Source organism: Paenibacillus sp. FSL R7-0312, assembly GCF_038004445.1.
Taxonomy (GTDB): domain Bacteria; phylum Bacillota; class Bacilli; order Paenibacillales; family Paenibacillaceae; genus Paenibacillus_AQ.
Genome location: NZ_JBBORE010000001.1, coordinates 3,417,931 through 3,435,926, shown reverse-complemented (window position 1 = coordinate 3,435,926; position 17,996 = coordinate 3,417,931). Strand labels below are relative to the sequence as shown.

The 17,996-nt window shown below is 47.6% G+C and carries 22 protein-coding genes and 1 riboswitch; of the genes, 5 read left to right on the top strand and 17 right to left on the bottom strand.

Going from position 1 to position 17,996, the window contains the following annotated elements:
• Positions 1-48 precede the first annotated feature (48 nt).
• The gene (locus MKX70_RS14995) at positions 49-1,317 is read right to left on the bottom strand and encodes an anaerobic sulfatase maturase (RefSeq protein ID WP_340840251.1); all 1,269 of its coding nucleotides are present in this window, start codon (positions 1,315-1,317) and stop codon (positions 49-51) included.
• Positions 1,318-1,439: 122 nt separating this feature from the next.
• On the opposite strand from MKX70_RS14995, the gene MKX70_RS14990 reads away from it, so the two are divergent.
• Entirely contained in the window at positions 1,440-1,781 is a 342-nt protein-coding gene (locus MKX70_RS14990) for a permease (protein WP_042238315.1), read from the top strand.
• 55 nt (positions 1,782-1,836) lie between these two features.
• Positions 1,837-2,064 (top strand): thioredoxin family protein, encoded by a 228-nt coding sequence (locus MKX70_RS14985; protein ID WP_042238317.1) that lies wholly within the window; start codon positions 1,837-1,839, stop codon positions 2,062-2,064.
• A gap of 74 nt (positions 2,065-2,138) precedes the next feature.
• Here MKX70_RS14985 and MKX70_RS14980 read toward each other — a convergent pair whose 3' ends face one another.
• The 8 genes from MKX70_RS14980 to MKX70_RS14945 form a co-directional block, all read right to left on the bottom strand.
• Positions 2,139-2,570, bottom strand: coding sequence for a protein-tyrosine phosphatase family protein (locus MKX70_RS14980; protein ID WP_042238320.1), 432 nt, complete (start codon positions 2,568-2,570; stop codon positions 2,139-2,141).
• 18 nt (positions 2,571-2,588) lie between these two features.
• Positions 2,589-4,376: an arsenical pump-driving ATPase gene (gene arsA, locus MKX70_RS14975; protein WP_042238322.1), complete on the bottom strand. Its 1,788-nt coding sequence runs from the start codon at positions 4,374-4,376 to the stop codon at positions 2,589-2,591.
• A gap of 20 nt (positions 4,377-4,396) precedes the next feature.
• Entirely contained in the window at positions 4,397-4,756 is a 360-nt protein-coding gene (gene arsD / locus MKX70_RS14970; protein ID WP_042238324.1) for an arsenite efflux transporter metallochaperone ArsD, read from the bottom strand.
• Positions 4,757-4,811: 55 nt separating this feature from the next.
• The gene (gene arsC, locus MKX70_RS14965; RefSeq protein ID WP_042238326.1) at positions 4,812-5,231 is read right to left on the bottom strand and encodes an arsenate reductase (thioredoxin); all 420 of its coding nucleotides are present in this window, start codon (positions 5,229-5,231) and stop codon (positions 4,812-4,814) included.
• Between the two features lie 21 nt (positions 5,232-5,252).
• Positions 5,253-6,563 carry an arsenical efflux pump membrane protein ArsB gene (locus MKX70_RS14960; protein WP_042238328.1) on the bottom strand — a complete coding sequence of 437 codons (1,311 nt, stop codon included), beginning with the start codon at positions 6,561-6,563 and terminating at the stop codon, positions 5,253-5,255.
• Positions 6,564-6,908 carry an ArsR/SmtB family transcription factor gene (locus tag MKX70_RS14955; protein WP_042238330.1) on the bottom strand — a complete coding sequence of 115 codons (345 nt, stop codon included), beginning with the start codon at positions 6,906-6,908 and terminating at the stop codon, positions 6,564-6,566.
• A gap of 83 nt (positions 6,909-6,991) precedes the next feature.
• Entirely contained in the window at positions 6,992-7,315 is a 324-nt protein-coding gene (locus tag MKX70_RS14950) for an ArsR/SmtB family transcription factor (RefSeq protein ID WP_445323666.1), read from the bottom strand.
• Between the two features lie 112 nt (positions 7,316-7,427).
• Positions 7,428-7,853 carry an arsenate reductase ArsC gene (locus MKX70_RS14945; protein WP_042238335.1) on the bottom strand — a complete coding sequence of 142 codons (426 nt, stop codon included), beginning with the start codon at positions 7,851-7,853 and terminating at the stop codon, positions 7,428-7,430.
• 157 nt (positions 7,854-8,010) lie between these two features.
• On the opposite strand from MKX70_RS14945, the gene MKX70_RS14940 reads away from it, so the two are divergent.
• The 3 genes from MKX70_RS14940 to MKX70_RS14930 are packed head-to-tail and all read left to right on the top strand — an operon-like array spanning position 8,011 to position 9,844.
• Positions 8,011-8,460, top strand: a complete 450-nt coding sequence (locus MKX70_RS14940; RefSeq protein ID WP_042238337.1) for a MarR family winged helix-turn-helix transcriptional regulator — start codon at positions 8,011-8,013, stop codon at positions 8,458-8,460.
• A gap of 60 nt (positions 8,461-8,520) precedes the next feature.
• A complete protein-coding gene (locus MKX70_RS14935; RefSeq protein ID WP_340783890.1) occupies positions 8,521-9,327 on the top strand; it encodes an arsenite methyltransferase in 807 nt (268 codons plus the stop codon).
• 22 nt (positions 9,328-9,349) lie between these two features.
• The gene (locus MKX70_RS14930; protein WP_340790165.1) at positions 9,350-9,844 is read left to right on the top strand and encodes an arsinothricin resistance N-acetyltransferase ArsN1 family A; all 495 of its coding nucleotides are present in this window, start codon (positions 9,350-9,352) and stop codon (positions 9,842-9,844) included.
• Positions 9,845-9,922: 78 nt separating this feature from the next.
• Here the strand turns inward: MKX70_RS14930 and MKX70_RS14925 are convergent, their stop codons facing one another.
• The 8 genes from MKX70_RS14925 to MKX70_RS14890 all read right to left on the bottom strand — a co-directional run bounded on the left by MKX70_RS14925 (position 9,923) and on the right by MKX70_RS14890 (position 17,993).
• The gene (locus MKX70_RS14925; protein WP_042238345.1) at positions 9,923-11,155 is read right to left on the bottom strand and encodes a cation:proton antiporter; all 1,233 of its coding nucleotides are present in this window, start codon (positions 11,153-11,155) and stop codon (positions 9,923-9,925) included.
• Between the two features lie 108 nt (positions 11,156-11,263).
• Positions 11,264-12,079: an alpha/beta fold hydrolase gene (locus tag MKX70_RS14920; protein ID WP_052416650.1), complete on the bottom strand. Its 816-nt coding sequence runs from the start codon at positions 12,077-12,079 to the stop codon at positions 11,264-11,266.
• A 7-nt stretch (positions 12,080-12,086) separates the two neighbouring features.
• Positions 12,087-12,220: riboswitch (cyclic di-AMP (ydaO/yuaA leader) on the bottom strand.
• Positions 12,219-12,578: a monovalent cation/H(+) antiporter subunit G gene (mnhG, locus tag MKX70_RS14915; RefSeq protein ID WP_081956623.1), complete on the bottom strand. Its 360-nt coding sequence runs from the start codon at positions 12,576-12,578 to the stop codon at positions 12,219-12,221. (Overlaps the previous riboswitch by 2 nt.)
• Positions 12,568-12,861 carry a Na(+)/H(+) antiporter subunit F1 gene (locus tag MKX70_RS14910; RefSeq protein ID WP_042238350.1) on the bottom strand — a complete coding sequence of 98 codons (294 nt, stop codon included), beginning with the start codon at positions 12,859-12,861 and terminating at the stop codon, positions 12,568-12,570. The genes mnhG and MKX70_RS14910 overlap by 11 nt, the downstream gene beginning before the upstream one ends.
• Positions 12,861-13,343 (bottom strand): Na+/H+ antiporter subunit E, encoded by a 483-nt coding sequence (locus MKX70_RS14905; protein WP_042238352.1) that lies wholly within the window; start codon positions 13,341-13,343, stop codon positions 12,861-12,863. Before MKX70_RS14905 ends, MKX70_RS14910 begins: the two co-directional genes overlap by 1 nt.
• Positions 13,344-13,348: 5 nt before the next feature.
• Complete coding sequence (locus MKX70_RS14900; protein WP_042238356.1) at positions 13,349-14,824, bottom strand: Na+/H+ antiporter subunit D; 1,476 nt, start codon at positions 14,822-14,824, stop codon at positions 13,349-13,351.
• Positions 14,821-15,153, bottom strand: a complete 333-nt coding sequence (locus tag MKX70_RS14895; RefSeq protein ID WP_042238359.1) for a Na(+)/H(+) antiporter subunit C — start codon at positions 15,151-15,153, stop codon at positions 14,821-14,823. Before MKX70_RS14895 ends, MKX70_RS14900 begins: the two co-directional genes overlap by 4 nt.
• Complete coding sequence (locus MKX70_RS14890) at positions 15,141-17,993, bottom strand: Na+/H+ antiporter subunit A (protein ID WP_042243101.1); 2,853 nt, start codon at positions 17,991-17,993, stop codon at positions 15,141-15,143. The genes MKX70_RS14895 and MKX70_RS14890 overlap by 13 nt, the downstream gene beginning before the upstream one ends.
• Positions 17,994-17,996 lie beyond the last annotated feature (3 nt).

The window sequence follows — 17,996 nt, the reverse complement described above, 5'->3', positions numbered from 1 at the left end:
TAGGCACACTTCATATAAATCAAATTAGGCAGATCAATGAACTCCCGGCTAGGACACGGCAATGTCTGCACAGCAATTCTTGAATTTCCGGCCGCTGCCGCATGCACAAGGATCATTGCGGCCCGGAAGACGACCTTTAAAGTATCGCTGTACATTCTCCGCGAACAGCTGCCGCCGTAGCGATGCTCCCAGCGTCTTCATATGCTCATCGGCATAAGCATAAATGCGCTTGTAGCCGGCGCAGAAATAATCCGGGTCCGATACACTCAGATCATCTGCCCATTTGCGGTTGCGCGGACAGCCTCCGTGGCACAGCGGCTTGTATTCACAGCTGCGGCAAGCTTCAGGCAGCGTCTGCTTCATTCCAAGAAATAACTTCCGTGCGGGATGCGACAGCAATTCGTTCAAGCTGTCCTCGGCCACATTGCCGAGCCTCCAGTCATCGTGAATATAGAAGTCGCAGGGATAGGCGTCCCCGTTCTGTTCCAGTACCAGCATGGTGCTGCATCCGGAGCGGTGAACACATAACTCAGCCTCTCGGCCCGTATAGACACTAAGCATATTGTCGAAGATTCGAATTGATGTCCGCGGCTGCCCGTCATTATACCAGTAATCAAAAGCTTCACACAGGAATTGTCCATACTCCTCGGGTGTGATATCATAGCTGCCAGGCATGCCTGTTTCCTGAGAACGGAAGTCCATACAAGGAATAAATTGTACATATGTAAATTCTTCACGCTCATAGAATTCAATCAGCTCTCTGGCCTTATTGATATTCCCCCGGTGAAGCACTGTAAGAATATTAAAATCCACTTGATGCCGACGCAGGCAATCAATACCCTTCATAACCCGATCAAAGCTCCCTTGCCCTCGGGAATCCTCCCTCCGCTCATCATGAATATCTCTAGGTCCGTCCACGCTAATGCCAATCAAAAACTGGTATTCCCGGAAAAAAGCAGCCCATTTATCTGTGATCAGCGTGCCGTTCGTTTGCAGGGCATTACTGATTGCTGTATGTGCAGGGGCATACGCCGCTTGAAGCATCACGACCTCTTCAAAAAAATCCAGTCCGGCGAGCAGAGGTTCTCCTCCCTGCCAAGCAAAGGAGGCACTTCCCTTGCTCATTTCCATATATTCTTGGATAAATGTATTCAGGACAGCGGAATCAATCCGGTTGATCCGTGGACCGGGCTTCCCTCCACAGGTGCTGTAATAACAATAATCGCAGGCCAAATTACAATCCTCTGAAACGGTCTTCCACAATACGCCAACGTTCCCGTTATTTCCGTAATCGGTTGTTGAACATGTACCGGTCATAATACCCTCCTATACTCATTTGGAAATAATCTTCGGTATTTCAGGTGCCATTATCCAAAAAAATCCTCCATGTCCAGCGGCTGGCCTATAGCGATAAATTCACTTGGCGACATGGAGGTCAGTTGCTTAAACATACGAAAAAAATAGGAGCCATCATAGTGCCTGCGGAGATGCTTGCCAAATACGCCGGACCTGATAATCCCTTTGCGGTATTTATTGCCGTCGTTCTAGGAATCCCCCTTTATTCCAACGCTTTAGGTACAATCCCAATTGCAGAAGCTTTAATTCATAAAGGGGTGGGAATGGGAACCGCACTCGCCTTTATGATGGCGGTCACTGCGCTGTCATTACCTGAGATGATTTTGCTGCGAAAGGTGATCAAACCGAAACTAATCGCCGCTTTTGTACTGATAACTGGTATTGGTATTATTCTGGTCGGTTATTTGTTCAATCTTATTGTTTAGAACAGTAGAAACAAGAACAAGTAATATTATTATCTAACATGGGAGGAATTTATTAATGATTATCAAGATTCTAGGGTCTGGATGCGCAAACTGCAAGAAACTGGAGGGGCATGCTAGAGAAGCAGTTAAACAACTTGGATTGGATGTGACTTTCGAAAAGGTTCAGAATTATAAGGAGATTGTGTCATACGGAGTCATGAAAACACCAGCACTGGTTGTTGACAATCAAGTGAAAATTATGGGCAGAGTGGCATCGGTTGAGGAAATTAAGAAGCTGCTGTAAGTGCATGTATTTCAACTCTATAACAAAAAAGCCATCCCCCTTAGGAAATAGCTCTTTTGAATATGAATTTCACTTTACTTGGATGAATAAAAGCCCTTCAGTATATCACGCATATCCTGCTTGATGTTGATATCCGGACGCTTTTCTTTGGCCAAGGCTTCCGCCTCTTCTACATTCGCAGCATGGCCAAGTTCAAGCAGGACTCCTGTGGCCACAGTTCCTGTACGGTTCCGTCCGCCGGCACAATGGAAATACACAGTTTTCCCATCATTTACTGCTGCCGTAACTGCCTGGATTGCCGCTTGAACAGAATCTTCCTGTCCGCCCTCATCCTCCACGATCGGAAAATGATGACGGGTTACATGCTCAGGGAAGCCTTCTGCCTTCGTGCCGGTATCCCTTAAGTCAAACACATCGGTAATCTCTTGCTCCTGCAGGGCTTCTAGTAGCGCATTCTCCCCGCCGATGTATACTTTACCTTCGATCAATTCATGATAATTCGCCATTATAGTTCTCCCCTATCTCTATTCTCTAGCAGCAGTTGCTTTCCGCCACGAGAGTTCTTTAAGCTGCTCATACCCGGTTACTTCATTAGACTTCCAAGGGATGATTACCACATGCCCCTCAGCATTTTGTTCTACCTTCTGAATCCAATTCAGTTCGGCATGAGCCCGCCCGCTAAGCACTGGATCTGTTGTCCCTGCAGCAGCAAAGCTTTGATTAATCGCCCACCATTTCGTTGGTATACCCGCACGCTTCAGATCCTGTTCCAGGCGGGAGGCTTCATAGACCGGCGTTGCCTCCGCCAGCGTGACAATAACGACGCTTGTCTCCTTCGGATCACGAAGTCTCGGCAGTAAATGCTGCACGGAATCCGGAATGACGCCGGAAGAACGGGCGATTTCCTTATGGTATTCCTGAGTCGCATCCAGCAATAACAGCGTATGTCCGGTTGGTGCTGTATCTATAACTACAATCTCTTCCTCAGAGCGCTCTACCAAGTCAGCAAATGCACGAAACACGGCGATCTCTTCGGTACATGGCGATCTTAAATCCTCTTCCAGGAAGGCAAGCCCCTCTTCATCCAGGGAATCTGCATTCTGGCGGATCACCTCTTGCTGATATTTCTCTAGTTCCACCTTCGGATCCACCCGGCTTACGGAAATCTGATCGGAATGATCACCGAATACATATTCCAGATGAGCCGCCGGATCTGTTGTACTGAGATGAACCCGGTGTCCCCGTTCGGCCAGGCCGACAGCTATAGCAGAGGCTACAGTTGTTTTCCCCACACCGCCTTTACCCATCGTAAAAATCACCCGAATCCCGCTACCCTCCAAATCGGAGATCAAGGCTTCAAGTGAGGGGATGTCAGCGTTTACCTCTACCTGTTGTACATGATCTGGATTCCCTTGGACTGGAGCGAAGAATGCACGCAAGCTTGCGATGCCTGTAACATTAAAGGGAGCTAAGGGGATTGTGTAGCTTGCTAGAGCCTGTAGTTCAGCAGGCATATGTGACAGCGCCTTCTGTTGCCGCTCTACAAAGCTCTTCCCAACTTCATCTTCGTTGATAGATGAAGTAAGTACCCCATTAACCACAAGCAGCTGATTTTTTATCCCGGTTTCTTTTAGTTCAGATGATGCACGTGCGGCTTCCCTTAAGGGAGAAAGCTCCGGACGGGTAACCAGGATTAGGGTAGTCAGATCCTTGTCCGATAAGGATTTAACCGCTTCATGATATAGAACTTTTTTACCTTCCAGACCCGCCAGTGGACCCAGACATGAGGCACCATGCGTACTTTCATCCAGGAATCCGCTCCAGGCTGAAGGCAGCTGCAACAGCCGCAGCGTGTGTCCTGTTGGCGCAGTGTCAAACAGAATATGATCGAACTGTGCCTTCAATTTCTCATCCGTCAACAGGGTTGTAAACTCATCAAAAGCAGCAATTTCCACCGTACATGCTCCTGATAACTGTTCTTCCATCGACGCGACGACCGAATCAGGCAATACTCCCCGGTAAGGAGCAACCACTTTTGCCTTATATTCTTCGGCGGCAGTCTCCGGATCTAAATTAGCCGCAAAAAGATTGGGAACCTCTTCAATGGGAGTGGGATGGTTAAACAGCTCTACACCGAAAACATCCTGTAGATTGGAGGCGGGGTCTGTGCTCACCAGCAGAACCCGTTTGCCGGAGTCTGCCAGCGCAACTGCTGCCGCACAGGCTGTTGAGGTCTTACCCACCCCGCCTTTCCCTGTAAAGAACAGGTAAGGTGTCGGCAGCATAGTCAGTGGATCAAAGAGTTTAGACATGGTATGCCTTCTTTCTTTCATTATGACTTCGTCTTGATTTCAAGACGGATGCGGGGCTTGGCTGTCAATTCAGCTGCGGCAATCCCTGTCCACTGCTCTAACTCTTCATTCGTGGGGTAGCCCTGTTTCTTAACCACTTTCCCGTCTACAAAAGTAACAGGCAATACTTCAGGACCTTCATCAGCCAGCAATTGTCTGACTTCACCATTCGTAACAAAGGCATCCGGTTCACTGGTCAGATTATATCTGGATACATCTACAGCCTGCTTCTTCAAGTTATGAACTACAGCAGATATACGAATTAATTCAGGATCAGCTACAGGCCCACATACACCGGTGGAGCAGCACATCGCCGGATCATAGATTTCAATTCTTTTCATGAACTCCATCTCCTCCTTAGAAATACAGCCGGGAAGCCCCGGCTGTTACTCTGTCTTATTTTCCTGTTTCAGCGAATTGCTTGATGCGCTCGCCCACTTGATCACGAACCCGCTGGAAGACTGCCCACTTCTCTTCATCTGTTCCTTGCGCTTTCGCAGGGTCATCAAATCCCCAGTGCTCACGTTTCACTTGGGGCGGAGTAATTGGACATTTATCTGCAGCGTCTCCGCACAATGTAATCACAAGGTCAGCATTATTAAGCAGCTGCGGATCAATAATATCAGACGTTTGAGCTGAGATGTCAATTCCTACTTCGTTCATCGCTTGAACAGCTTTCGGATTCAGACCGTGAGCCTCTATACCTGCACTGTACACATTCCATTCCTCGCTCAAGTATTTCTTAGCCCAGCCTTCGGCCATCTGGCTCCGGCAGGAGTTTCCTGTACACAAAAAGTAAATGGTTTTCTTATCCATGAGTCGTAATCTCCTTTGATTTTAAAATAGATTTAACGTTATATAGAGGCCAAGCAGTGTGATAAACAGTGTAGGGATCGTCAGGATAATACCTGTTTTGAAATACGTTCCCCAGGATATCTTCACCCCTTTGGTCGAAAGCACATGCAGCCACAGCAAGGTAGCCAGTGAACCAATCGGTGTAATCTTCGGTCCCAAGTCAGAGCCGATGACATTCGCATATATCAAGGCTTCCTTAATCAGTCCCGAGGTATGCGTAGCATCAATGGCCAGCGCATCAATCATCACCGTAGGCATGTTATTCATTATGGAAGAGATGATTGCAGCAATAAAGCCCATCCCCATCGTTGCGGCGAACAGCCCCTGATCGGCCACAGCCTGGATGACATCGGCAAGGACGTCCGTCAGCCCCGCATTGCGCAGGCCATATACGACGACATACATCCCGATGGAAAAGAATACAATCGCCCAGGGCGCACCCTTCACGACTTCCATCGTGGGAACATTCGGGCTTCTTCTTGCCATGAGAAGGAAGAAAATTGCGATAACCCCGGCTACCACAGACACCGGAATGTTAAGGAACTCACTCACAAAGTATCCTACCAGCAGAACCGCTAATACCCACCAGGACAGTTTGAACATCTTCTTATCTTTGATCGCTTCCTGCGGATTTTTCAGCTGGGAGCTGTCGAATTTCTTAGGGATGCTTTTACGGAAAAAGAAGTACAGAACCAGAATACTTGCCCCCAAGGAAAACAGAGTAGGCATCAGCATCCGTCCAGCGTATTCCATAAAGGTAATCCCGAAAAAGTCCGCCGATACGATGTTCACCAGATTACTTACAACCAGCGGCAAAGACGTAGTATCCGCAATGAACCCGCTGGCAATGATAAACGGAAAGACCTTCTTCTCATCAAAATTCAGCGCACGGACCATAGCCAGCACAATTGGAGTCAGAATGAGCGCCGCTCCGTCGTTGGCAAAGAACGCGGCTACAATCGCACCAAGAATGGTGACATAGATGAACATCCGGGTTCCATTCCCCCGGGCAGCTCTGGCCATATGTAGGGCAGCCCATTCGAAGAATCCGATTTTATCGAGGATGAGCGAGATCAGAATGATCGCAACAAAGGCCAATGTGGCATTCCATACAATCAAGGTAACGTCCTTAACATCACTAAAGCTGACTACTCCGGCAAGTAAAGCGAGTACCGCTCCGCCGCAGGCAGACCAGCCAATGGACAAGTTTTTAGGCTGCCAAATGACAAATACTAAGGTAACAATGAAAATGAAACCCGCTAAGAATACAGAAACCAATCCGCTAACCTCCATTTAGTCACATGAAATTCTTAAGCCTTTCTTATCGAGCTCTTCTAATTCATGATCTTGTGAAGGAACGAAGGCAATCAGATTCTGAATTAATTCATGCTGGATGCTGTTTGGATTCACCGAGTAAAAAATCCACTGGCCTTTCCGGTTCTCCTTGACCAGCCCCGCATCCTTGAGCTTCCGCAAGTGCTGGCTCACAGATGGCTGACTAGTCTTGAAAATATCAACAAGCTCGCATACACAGCACTCCTGCTTCTCCAGAAGCTTCATCATCGTCAGCCTAGTTTTATCCCCCAGTAGCTTCAACGTCTGTGATACTTCATCCAGCTCATCCAGATCAAAACTCATCTTCAGCCCCCCTTTCACCACATCATTATATAACTATACGCTTATATAATCAAGTGAGAATATGATTCCCTTCTGTTCAATCCTTAATCACAAGCACATTCCGTGTACTCCCCTTTTAACAAGGACAGTAGCGTTTGGGTGTCAGGCAATGCACTTAGAACGGGTTGAATAAAGGAACCCTCTTCAATATTCAAGGAATAGTATACCCATTGAGCTCGTTTCGTCTCCTTCACTAGCCCCTGTGCCTTTAATTTCCTCAAGTGCTGGCTCACACCAGGTTGAGACATATTTAAGATTTCGACTAAATCACATACACACCATTCTTTATCTTTAAGCAATCCAAGTATCGTAAGCCTGGTTTTGTCACCCAATAATTTCAGCTTCTCAGCCATTTCCATGTTGTACATATGCACTGTCCTCTCCAGAGTACAAACCAAATGATACATAAATATATAATCATATATTAAAGTTCATTTCGTTTAAAATCAAGAAAGGCGAAAGTAGTTTGGCAAGAAAGCCTTATTCGTTAACAGGGACATTCATTTCCTTTAGTAACTGAAGCACCCGCAGCTGGATGTGGTCACGTGCAGCCCTCACATCTTCCAGACGGCCCTCATGGGTTAATGGATCCGTAATATCCCATTGTACATTCTTGATGGCAAAAGGAACAATCGGGCATTTTTCATTAACTTGTTCACATAATTTAATAATGACTTTCGATTGCATAAATGTTGTCATATCAATCGTTTTGGAGCTGTTGCCTGAAATATCAATCCCTACTTCTTTCATGACTTTGACCGTATAGGGATGAATCTCTCCGGATTCAAGTCCTGCACTTTCAGCGATCACATGCTCACCGCCATAATGTCTGGCAAAAGCCTCGGCAATTTGACTGCGGCAACGATTCTGGATACAGAGGAAATACAGACGAATGGGTTGTTCCATTTTCTCAGGCCCCTTTCTATTTATAGTTCATTATATAATTGAATGTTTATATTCAAGTCATTCTTTTTGTTTCCGTAATGTAAAACTTCCAATCAGATGATATTTAACTTGCAATTTGCAAGTATCTGAGTTATAACTAATACATGAGGTGAAAACAATGGAAACTCCACGAGAATTACTCCAAATCATGAGCAGGCGTTTGGGACTACTCAATAAGGATTGCTGCAGCGTAGGCGGATGTGATCTCTCTGCGACCCAAAGCCATCTATTGTATGAAATTGATCGAAGCCACAATCCCTCCATGCAACAGGTCGCCGAAACACTCGGGACAGATATTACTACCTTTAGCAGACAAGTCCAGTCTTTGGTGAAAATGAATTTAGTTAAGAAGACACCTGACCCTGCGGATCGAAGAGTCTATAACCTGTCGCTTACTCCCGAAGGGAAAATGGTGGCTACAACGATTGATCAACAAATGAATGAATACCTGAATGAAGCCTTCTCACACATGAGCGAATTTGAAGTAGAAACATTACTACGATCCATTAAGCTTTTCAATGAAGCCATGGGGAAATCCAGCAATTGCTGCGCACCTGTAAAAGGGTGATTTCTCTAGTCTTATATTTGCAATTTGCAAGTTATTCCACTATACAAGGAGTGTTTAATCATGAACAAACTTACTAATGACCAGATCCGCCAGAATGTACGGGCGCGCTATCAGACAATCGCTGTAAAAAAGGTCGAAGCTGCCTCTTCCTGCTGCGGACCTGCTGACAGCAGCTGCTGTGACTCCCCATCTGATTTTGATGCCATATCCGCTAAGCTGGGTTATTCCAGCGAGGATCTGTCTGCAGCTCCTGAAGGCGCAAATTTAGGCCTTGGATGCGGTAACCCTCAGGCTATTGCTGAACTGCAGGCGGGTGAACATGTTCTGGACCTTGGGAGCGGTGGTGGATTCGATTGTTTCCTCGCTTCCCGGCAGGTAGGTGAGCAAGGCCATGTTATCGGTGTGGATATGACACCTGAAATGATCAGCCGTGCAAGAGATAATGCCATTAAAGGAAAATTCAACAACACGGAATTCAGATTGGGCGAAATTGAACATCTCCCCGTCGCTGACAATTCAATAAACGTGATTATCTCTAACTGCGTGATTAACCTCTCACCAGACAAACAGCAAGTATTCCGTGAGGCCTATCGTGCCCTTCAGCCTGGCGGGCGTCTGGCGATCTCTGATATTGTAACTACAGCTGAGCTTCCCCCTGAGATCAAAAATGACCTGGGCGAACTATATTCTGGTTGTATCTCCGGAGCCTCTTCCATCGCTGATGTAGAGCAGATGCTTCGGGAAAGCGGCTTCTCTGAGATTAGCATTGAGCCCAAAGATGAATCCAGAGCATTCATCAAAGATTGGGTTCCCGGTGCGAACGTTGACCAATTCATTGTATCTGCTGTAATTAAAGCGAGAAAGTAAGCATTTGGAGGCTGTTCATATGATCACTACATTAACTGTTCGTCAGGCCACTTCAAAGGATACGGAAAGCATCCTTCGTATCTACAACCAGGGGATCGAGGACCGGATCGCTACGCTCGAAACGGAGACGAAAGACTCCTCCTATATGAAGGCATGGTTCAACGATCACCAAGGCCGCTTTAGTGTTGTGGTCGCTGAACTAGAGGGTGAAGTCATTGGCTGGGCCTCCCTAAATCCTTATTCGCACCGCTGTGCCTATCATGGAGTCGCTGACCTCTCCGTTTACATTGACCGCAGCTTTCGTGGGCAGGGTGTGGGTAGTTTTCTCTTAGAGTCCTTACACAAGATAGCCAAGGAAAACAGCTTTTATAAAATTGTTCTCTTTACTTTTCCGTTCAACCAAAGCGGTCAAGGGCTATACAAGAAAACGGGTTATCGGCAGGTTGGTGTATTTGAGAAGCAGGGGATTCTGAATGGAGAGTTTATTGACGTGATGATTATGGAGAAACTGCTTTAATTGTACCGTTCTCCCGGTGTTTAATAACCAACTTATCGATCACGCCAATGGCAGAAACATAATAGATATGAGCATTTTTCACTTCTCCATTACATTATCCTGGGTCAAATCCAGTTTCTTTACCAGCGGCTTGATGGTCAACCCTTGAACCAGCAGGGAGAACAAGACAATACTGAAGGTTAAGACCAGGATATTCTCCCTGCCTTCAAATGATGCCGGCAGACTCAATGCGAGTGCAATGGAGAGACTTCCCTTTAATCCGCCCCAATTCAAAACAATCTTCCAGGAGGCCGGAAAATTCTTCAGAAACCTGAGACTGGCATACAACGCAATGGTCCGTCCTGCCAGTACGATAAGAATCGAAGCGACAATAAGCAGCCATTTATCGGTAAAATCAATATTTCTAATCTCAAGTCCAATCATCAGGAAGATCAATGAGTTAGCCACCAGGGTGATGACATCCCAAAATGAATTGATATTTACCTTCGTGGTCTCTGACATACCTATCCGCGAACCGTAATTTCCAAAGATCAGCCCGCTTACCGCGACAGCAATAACTCCGGATACATGAAAGTGCTCCGCGATAAAATAGCTTCCAAAAAACAGCAGCATGGAGAATCCGATCTCCAATGGGAAATCATCATAAAGACGAATTAATTGCGAGAACAAATATCCCATTATCGCTCCGATAAGGATACCGCCTAAAGAAAATTTTAGGAACAGCAGAATTCCGCTGCCAACCCCTACCCAGCCCATTTCCATATAAGACAGCAGGTACACCGAAGAGATTTGAAACAGCACTACAGCAATCCCATCATTAAAAAGAGATTCTCCTTCTATAATAGTAACAATATTCTTCGGGACACCCAAAGATTTAAAAATCGAAATCACACTAATGGGGTCTGTCGCACTCATCAGCGCAGCAAAGGTGAAGGAAACAATAAGCGGAAGGCCCAGCCCCCAATACACAGCCAAGCCGATGATGAGAAATGACAACAAGGTTCCTCCAAAAGCCAAAGCCAGCACCGGCTTATGTTGCTCCCGAAGATGGGAGAAAGGAAGCTTTAAGGTGGCATCCCCCAAGAGAATCGGTAAGAATAATGAGATGATGATCGCCTGAAAGACATGCGACTGGGTGATGAAAGCCTCTGCTTCCACCAAAATAGGAATATGCACAAACCCCAGCAGCAGCCCCACCACTACAAGCGCGATGGAATAGGGCTGATTCATTTTTTTGGCAACTGCAATGACTCCCATGGATATGGCAAGCAGAATTAATATCTGAATAAATACATCATCAAACTGATTCATATAACACCCCATATATTGTTTTTTAGAGGAAAGATTTCTTCAGCGAATCAGTATCCACATCTATTCTATTATTAGCAAATCAGCTGGCAATAATCATCTATCTCCCTCCTACTTGCCGGCCGCCGCCCGCTGAAAACTATGCTGTTCCCTAAGATAATCCAGCAATATACGGTTGAAGAGCTGGGGTTGACACAAGTGACTCGGATACATGGCATCTTCAAGGATCGCTAGGCGGGCAGACGGATACTTGCCGGCTGTTCTTTTCACCTGCTCCAATGCCCATTCATTCTGATTCCCGGATACAACAAGAACAGGAACCTGCAGCCGTAACGCGAATCCGTAGCTGTCCGTTTGTCTAAGTGCCAGCCGCTGCATAATTAATTCAGTGGTCCGTTCATGCACAAGCTCTTTCCTGAGAATATGATAAGCTGAGAGCCATTTATTGTAGGTGATGCGTAAAGAACGGATAAACATTTCGGCAGGAAGATAATGGGCGGCCCATGCGCAGACCTCGAAGATTCCTTTCACTTTCCCGCCTCTAGCTGTGTATTCTCCCTGGAAATAGCTGTCCACCAATACCATATTAATCACCCGCTCAGGGTACAGATAGGCGAATTTCTGGGCGAGCACAGCACCACTGGAACAAGCTACGATAACAGCCCTCTCTACAGCCAAAGCGTCCAACAACAGCTTCAAATCTTCACATTGTGTGTCTACGATCCGGCTAATCTCCACATCCATTTTCCCCGATTGTCCGTTCCCTCTTAAATCGAATACGACCACTTTCGCACGCTTGCTGAAATAATCCGCTTGCGGGTCAAACAGATGATGGGAGGTCGAATAATCATGAATAAAAACAATGGGCAGACCGCTGCCCGACATCTCGTAATACAGCGACGTTCCATTCACTTCAATATGCGGCATAACCAATGCATCCTCTCATGAACGCTTGCGGGGTTAGCTGCCGGATTCGGGCCCTGAAAGTAGCCCTACTCGTTTATCCGAGATTCACCCCATATAACCTGGTTCCCCCGCTTCCTATAAGGAATTCAGCGATTAAGTATTATTTTGCAGACGTTTCCTGACTTTCTTCCCCCAGGACCTTCAGATCATCCTGTATGCTCCCCTTCCACAAGGGGACTCCGGAACGGTAGGCTGCCCGGCCATTTAAATGGCCTGCCACCGGTGAAGTGATGAATACAAAAACAATCGCCAGCAGCAGCTTGACATTAACCGTTCCGTCTTTAAACCAAAAGTACAGGAAGCCTCCTGTCAGCAAGCACAGTACCCCGAAGGTTGCACTTTTGGTAGCCGCATGTGAACGCAGGTACACATCAGGCAGCCGGACTAAGCCGAAGGCACTTAAACCGCAGAAGACTGCACCAATTACCACAATAATGGAGCTAATCAGTTCACCTGTCATTCGGGTTCCCTCCATCTTCTATAACGGCTCCCCGTTCAATATATCTGGCCAGTGCCGTTGTTCCAATAAACGTAAGAATACCGATAACCAGAATGACTTCTAGAAAATCCTGGGTATCCAGCAGCATACAGAAAACGGTGATCATAGCGAGTATATGAATGCCTATCGTATCGAGTGCGGTAACCCTGTCTGAACGGGTTGGCCCTTTCAGGAGACGGAACAGGCATGCCAGCATCGCCAGCGCCAGAATGATCATGGCCACAGTTAGTATAACTTGGATCATTACCGGGTCACCTCCATAATTGCCTGTTCGAAAGTGCCTCTAATCTGCGTGACCAACAGCTCTGCATCTTTAATATCAATAGCATGAATGTACAGCGTCTTGCCATCCTTCGAAACATCAAGGGTCAGGGTTCCCGGTGTCAGACAGATCAGGCACGATAACAGCGTAACCTCCCAAGCCGAGGTCAAGGCAGTCTCATAAGCAAAGATGCCGGGACGTATAGCCAGCTTCGGACGGATGATATGGCCGATGACCACGAAATTCGAGACCGTAAGTTCACGGGCAAAGATCAGCAGAAGCTTCAGTATAGCCCATATACGTATGAGATAGAATGGCCGGGTCCGGGCCAGGGATTTCGTCAAAATCAGCAATAATATAATACCGAGCACATAGCCTACGATGAAGCTTGAACCAGAGCCATTGTTATTTATCGCCATCCACAGAAAGGCAATCAACAGATTTAACAGGAATTGTAGGGCCATCTTCTCTACTCCTTCATTATGGCTTCAATGTATAGCGCAGGTGAAGCCAATACCTCTCCAGCCTGCGATACATAAGTATACACGGACTCGGCACCAACCCCCATTGCAATCACAAGCAGCAGGAGTCCGGCTGCAACAGCCGATGCAGCCTTCAAGCTCACTTTAGGCAGCTCTTTCACAGGTTCATTTCCCCAGAATGCCAGCCTGAACACCTTCATCAGGGAATACAGCACCAGTAAGCTCGATCCTAGTCCAATTAAGGACAACGTCAGCATTCCCTCAGCCAGAGCTCCGCGGATGATCAGGATTTTGCCGGCAAACCCGCTCAGCGGCGGAATACCTGTCAGGGCAAGCGCAAGAGTAAAGAACATCCAGCCGATGAACGGATACTTTTTAATCATCCCGCCCATACTGCCTAGCCGGTCAGTTCCAGCTGCGGATATAATTATCCCGCCCAGAATAAACATGAGTCCCTTGGCCAGCATATCGTGCAGCAGATAGAAGACCGCCCCATTCAATGAATCTGCTGTCCCAACAGCAAGTCCAAAGGCTACAAACCCAACGCTGATAATGACGTTATAATTCAGAATCCGCGGGATATCCTTATACGCGACTGCCCCCAGGCTACCGAGGATCATGGTAGCAGCAGCCATCCAGGCAATCCAGGCATGGGTGAAGCCGGGATCGTTAACAAACAGTAGCGTGAAGGTGCGGATGATTGCATAGAGTCCAACTTTGGTCAGTAGAGCACCGAATAATGCTCTGACAGCCGGCGGAGGCGCACTGTATGACCCTGGAAGCCAGAAGAACAGGAACAGCCCTGCCTTTAGGGAAAATACAATCAAGAACAAAACAGCAATCACATTAAGCACACCGCCTTGTCCCGCTTCAGCGATACGCTGGGACAGGTGTGCCATGTTGAGTGTTCCTACTGCTGCATAGAGATAAGCTACCGCTGCTACAAACAGTGTCGAGGATACGATATTAATGAGCAGATATTTCGACGTTTCTCTTAGCTGAAGTTTGGTCCCTCCGAGTGAGATAAGCGCATAAGAAGAAATCAGCATAACCTCAAAGAAGACAAACAGGTTGAAAATATCCCCGGTAAGAAACGAGCCGTATACCCCGACCAGCAAAAACTGAAAGAACGTATAATAATAGAACCTCTCCCGCTTCTCTCCGATGCTGCCGAAAGAATACAACAGAATCGCAAAACTGACGATCGAAGCCATCATTACCAGCAACACAGCAAACATATCACCTACAAATACAATGCCGTACGGAGGAGCCCAGCCCCCCATCTGCAAGGTCTGTATGCCCTCAGAGTGGACACGTGAAACCAGCAGCACTGCAACCAGAATGTTCAGCAGACCGCTGAGCGCACTAATCACGCGCTGAAGCCGGATCTTCTCTTTGAGAAAAATCAGGATGACAGCCGTAGTCAGCGGAATGAGAATCGGGAGTACCAATAGATTGCTCATTCGTTGTCCTCCTTAATGCTGTCCATTTCGTCAGTACCCAGCGTCTGGTAAGACCGGTACGCGAGTACGAAGTAGAAGGCGGTAACCCCAAAGCTGATTACTATGGAGGTTAGAATCAATGCCTGCGGCAGCGGATCAACATAAGTATCCGCTTTGCCCAGCACAGGGGCCGCACCCTTTTTGAGCCCGGCCATTGTGAGCAGCAGCAGATGGACACCATGCGTCAGCAGGGAGGTTCCCAGCACAATGCGCAGCAGGCTTTTGGACAGAATCAGGTATACACCGATCGTGAAGAGAATGCCGACCGCCACCGCCATTAGGAGTTCCATTTCTTTTCCCCTCCGATCGATAAAATGATGTTCATCGTCACACCGACTACGGCCAGGTATACGCCAAGGTCAAACAGGACGGCAGTCGCCAGCTCCGTATCACCAAGCACAGGCAGATGAAAATGGCCGAAAGCATGACTTAGAAAAGGAGCATCAAACAGGAATGAGCCTGACGCTGTTAGAATCGCCAGCAGGAGTCCGGAAGCTGTAAGCAGCCGGTAATTCACAGGGAGTACCTTGCGTACCTGATCCATTCCAAATGCGATTGTAATGAGGATCAGCGCAGCAGAAGTCATCAATGCCCCGATAAAGCCTCCCCCCGGATGATTATGTCCGGCAAAGAACAAATACAGGGAGAATATCAGAATAATGAGGACAATCCCCTTAGACATCGTCTGCAGAATCACGTCATTGCTGCGCAGCGGTAACGTCCCCTTCTTGGCGGGCTGGAGCGGCGGCAACTCCTCCTCCATTCTCAAATGAATCAGACCATAAATGGCCAGTGAGGCGATGCCAAGCACCATGATTTCAAACAAGGTATCAAACCCGCGGAAATCTACCAGGATGACGTTGACAACATTCTTGCCGCCAGCCAGGTTGTAGCTTTCTTTCAGGAAAAACTCGGAGATAGGTTCAAAAGGACTGGTACCCATAGCCGCCAGAGCGATCAACGTCATTGTAATACCGGCTCCAAGCGCAATGATCAGATTAGGCAGCTTAAAGCGCAGCGGCTCCCTCTGCTTCTTCAGCTTCGGTAAATACCGGAAACAAAGAAGGAACAGAATGACCGATACGGTCTCTATAATCATTTGGGTGAGTGCAAGATCCGGTGCCCGGAAAAGAACGAAAAGCAGCGTCACCATATACCCTACACCACCGGTGAATAGAATCGCGTTGACACGTGACTTGGCAAATGGAACCGCAAAGGCAGCCAGCAGCATTGCTGCTACAACAGCCGTTTCATAAAAAGACAATGAGGCATACTGCTCCATGCCGAAGCTTATGCCTGGCTGCCGCAGCAGAACTGTGAGTAAAGAAATGATGAAAAAGCTGAATATATAGAGCAGGTAATGGCGATTGGAACCTGTCATATAAGCATCGGTCAAACGTCTTGAACCATTCTCGAGCAGTCTTAGCGAGAAGTCATAGATACGGTTCAGCGTATTGCGTCCGCTTGCTTCGCGGTCCAGTACCCGCAGCCGGGTATAGATTCTAAATAACAGCGTACCTGCTGCTATAACGCCGAGGGTCATGAAGATTTCCGGTGTCCAGCCATGCCAGAAATGAATAGATACCTCAAAGGCTTCTTCCGGTGCGAGTAATCCCGTATGGATGGAAGACATTGCCGGTTCAATCAGCGTAGCAGAGACCAGGTCAGGGAAGAAAGCAAACACTACAGCAAGTGAAATTAGAATCACCGGTGACAGCAAGAGACCCAGTGGAGCTTCATGCGGAACTTTATCCAGTTTGTCTTCCCTCAGCTTGCCGCGGAAGGTCTTGAAGACAAAGATCATGCTATATACAAAGGTAAACACACTGGCAATCCAGGCAATTACCGGAAAGAGCTGCATCCAGTATCCTGAGCTCAGGATGTCAAACTCCCGGATATTGAGCACAGAGGTGAAGAACATTTCTTTACTTAGGAATCCGCTGAATGGCGGCAATCCAGCCATGGAGAACGCCCCGATCAATGCGACAGAGAAGGTGACCGGCATGAGAGACATGAGCCCTCCAAGCTTGCGCAGATCGCGGGTACCCGTCTCGTGGTCAATAATGCCCACAACCATAAACAGACTGCCTTTAAATACAGCATGATTAATGAGATGAAAGAGCGCTGCAGTAGTAGCCATCGTATAAAACACTGCATCCCCCGTGCCGGTAAAGAAGGCTGCCGCCGACCCGAGTCCCAGCAAAGACATGATCAAGCCGAGTTGGCTGATCGTGGAGTACGCCAGTAAGGCCTTGAGATCCGTTTGCCGGATGGCTTTGAACGACCCATAGATTAGAGTTACTAGCCCTGTGACAGAAACGAGCCAGAACCACTCGGATTGTCCGGCATATAGAGGGGTGAGCCGTGCTACCAGATAGATCCCCGCCTTAACCATGGTAGCCGAGTGAAGATACGCACTGACCGGAGTCGGCGCTTCCATGGCATCAGGCAGCCAGATATGAAATGGAAACTGGGCGGATTTCGTAAAGGCACCCAGGAGAATAAGCAGCATGGACGGGATAAACATGGCACTTTCTGTCAAGGCTCCTGCCTGTGCAACAATCTCGCGGATACTATAAGTGCCGGTCATTACATAGAGCAGATTAAATCCGGCAAGCATCGCCAGACCGCCAAACACAGTAATCAGCATGGACTTCATTGCCCCATAAGAGGATCTTTCCCGGCGGTGCCAGAAGGCAATAAGCAGGAACGAAGAAACACTCGTCAATTCCCAGAATCCGTACAGCACCATCAGATTATCTGACAGGACAACGCCCAGCATTGCTCCCATAAACATGAGCAGGTACATATAAAACTGGCGGATTCCCTCCATCAGCTTATCAAGATAATAAATGGAATAGAGCACAACCAGGGCACCCATTCCGGTGATCAGCAGGACAAAGAGCAAGCTGAGTCCATCCAGCACCAGAGATATATTCACCCCAAAGGACGGCATCCAGGTGATATTGTTTACAATAGGATCTCCAGCCCGGATGGCTGGAATTCTCGTCAGGAAATAAATGAAGAGAGCCGCGGGAAGGGGCAGAGCGATCCAGCCCAGGTGAAAGCGTTTATTTCGCTTCAGCAGCAGCATAAGCGCAGCCAGCAAAAACGGAAGTAGAATAATCATATG

Coding starts and splice junctions, on each gene's coding strand:
- MKX70_RS14995 (WP_340840251.1), bottom strand. CDS start 1,317: ATGACCGGTACATGTTCAACAACCGATTACGGAAATAACGGGAACGTT.
- MKX70_RS14985 (WP_042238317.1), top strand. CDS start 1,837: ATGATTATCAAGATTCTAGGGTCTGGATGCGCAAACTGCAAGAAACTG.
- MKX70_RS14980 (WP_042238320.1), bottom strand. CDS start 2,570: ATGGCGAATTATCATGAATTGATCGAAGGTAAAGTATACATCGGCGGG.
- arsA (WP_042238322.1), bottom strand. CDS start 4,376: ATGTCTAAACTCTTTGATCCACTGACTATGCTGCCGACACCTTACCTG.
- arsD (WP_042238324.1), bottom strand. CDS start 4,756: ATGAAAAGAATTGAAATCTATGATCCGGCGATGTGCTGCTCCACCGGT.
- arsC (WP_042238326.1), bottom strand. CDS start 5,231: ATGGATAAGAAAACCATTTACTTTTTGTGTACAGGAAACTCCTGCCGG.
- MKX70_RS14960 (WP_042238328.1), bottom strand. CDS start 6,563: ATGGAGGTTAGCGGATTGGTTTCTGTATTCTTAGCGGGTTTCATTTTC.
- MKX70_RS14955 (WP_042238330.1), bottom strand. CDS start 6,908: ATGAGTTTTGATCTGGATGAGCTGGATGAAGTATCACAGACGTTGAAG.
- MKX70_RS14950 (WP_445323666.1), bottom strand. CDS start 7,315: ATGTACAACATGGAAATGGCTGAGAAGCTGAAATTATTGGGTGACAAA.
- MKX70_RS14945 (WP_042238335.1), bottom strand. CDS start 7,853: ATGGAACAACCCATTCGTCTGTATTTCCTCTGTATCCAGAATCGTTGC.
- MKX70_RS14940 (WP_042238337.1), top strand. CDS start 8,011: ATGGAAACTCCACGAGAATTACTCCAAATCATGAGCAGGCGTTTGGGA.
- MKX70_RS14935 (WP_340783890.1), top strand. CDS start 8,521: ATGAACAAACTTACTAATGACCAGATCCGCCAGAATGTACGGGCGCGC.
- MKX70_RS14925 (WP_042238345.1), bottom strand. CDS start 11,155: ATGAATCAGTTTGATGATGTATTTATTCAGATATTAATTCTGCTTGCC.
- MKX70_RS14920 (WP_052416650.1), bottom strand. CDS start 12,079: ATGCCGCATATTGAAGTGAATGGAACGTCGCTGTATTACGAGATGTCG.
- mnhG (WP_081956623.1), bottom strand. CDS start 12,578: ATGACAGGTGAACTGATTAGCTCCATTATTGTGGTAATTGGTGCAGTC.
- MKX70_RS14910 (WP_042238350.1), bottom strand. CDS start 12,861: ATGATCCAAGTTATACTAACTGTGGCCATGATCATTCTGGCGCTGGCG.
- MKX70_RS14905 (WP_042238352.1), bottom strand. CDS start 13,343: ATGGCCCTACAATTCCTGTTAAATCTGTTGATTGCCTTTCTGTGGATG.
- MKX70_RS14900 (WP_042238356.1), bottom strand. CDS start 14,824: ATGAGCAATCTATTGGTACTCCCGATTCTCATTCCGCTGACTACGGCT.
- MKX70_RS14895 (WP_042238359.1), bottom strand. CDS start 15,153: ATGGAACTCCTAATGGCGGTGGCGGTCGGCATTCTCTTCACGATCGGT.
- MKX70_RS14890 (WP_042243101.1), bottom strand. CDS start 17,993: ATGATTATTCTACTTCCGTTTTTGCTGGCTGCGCTTATGCTGCTGCTG.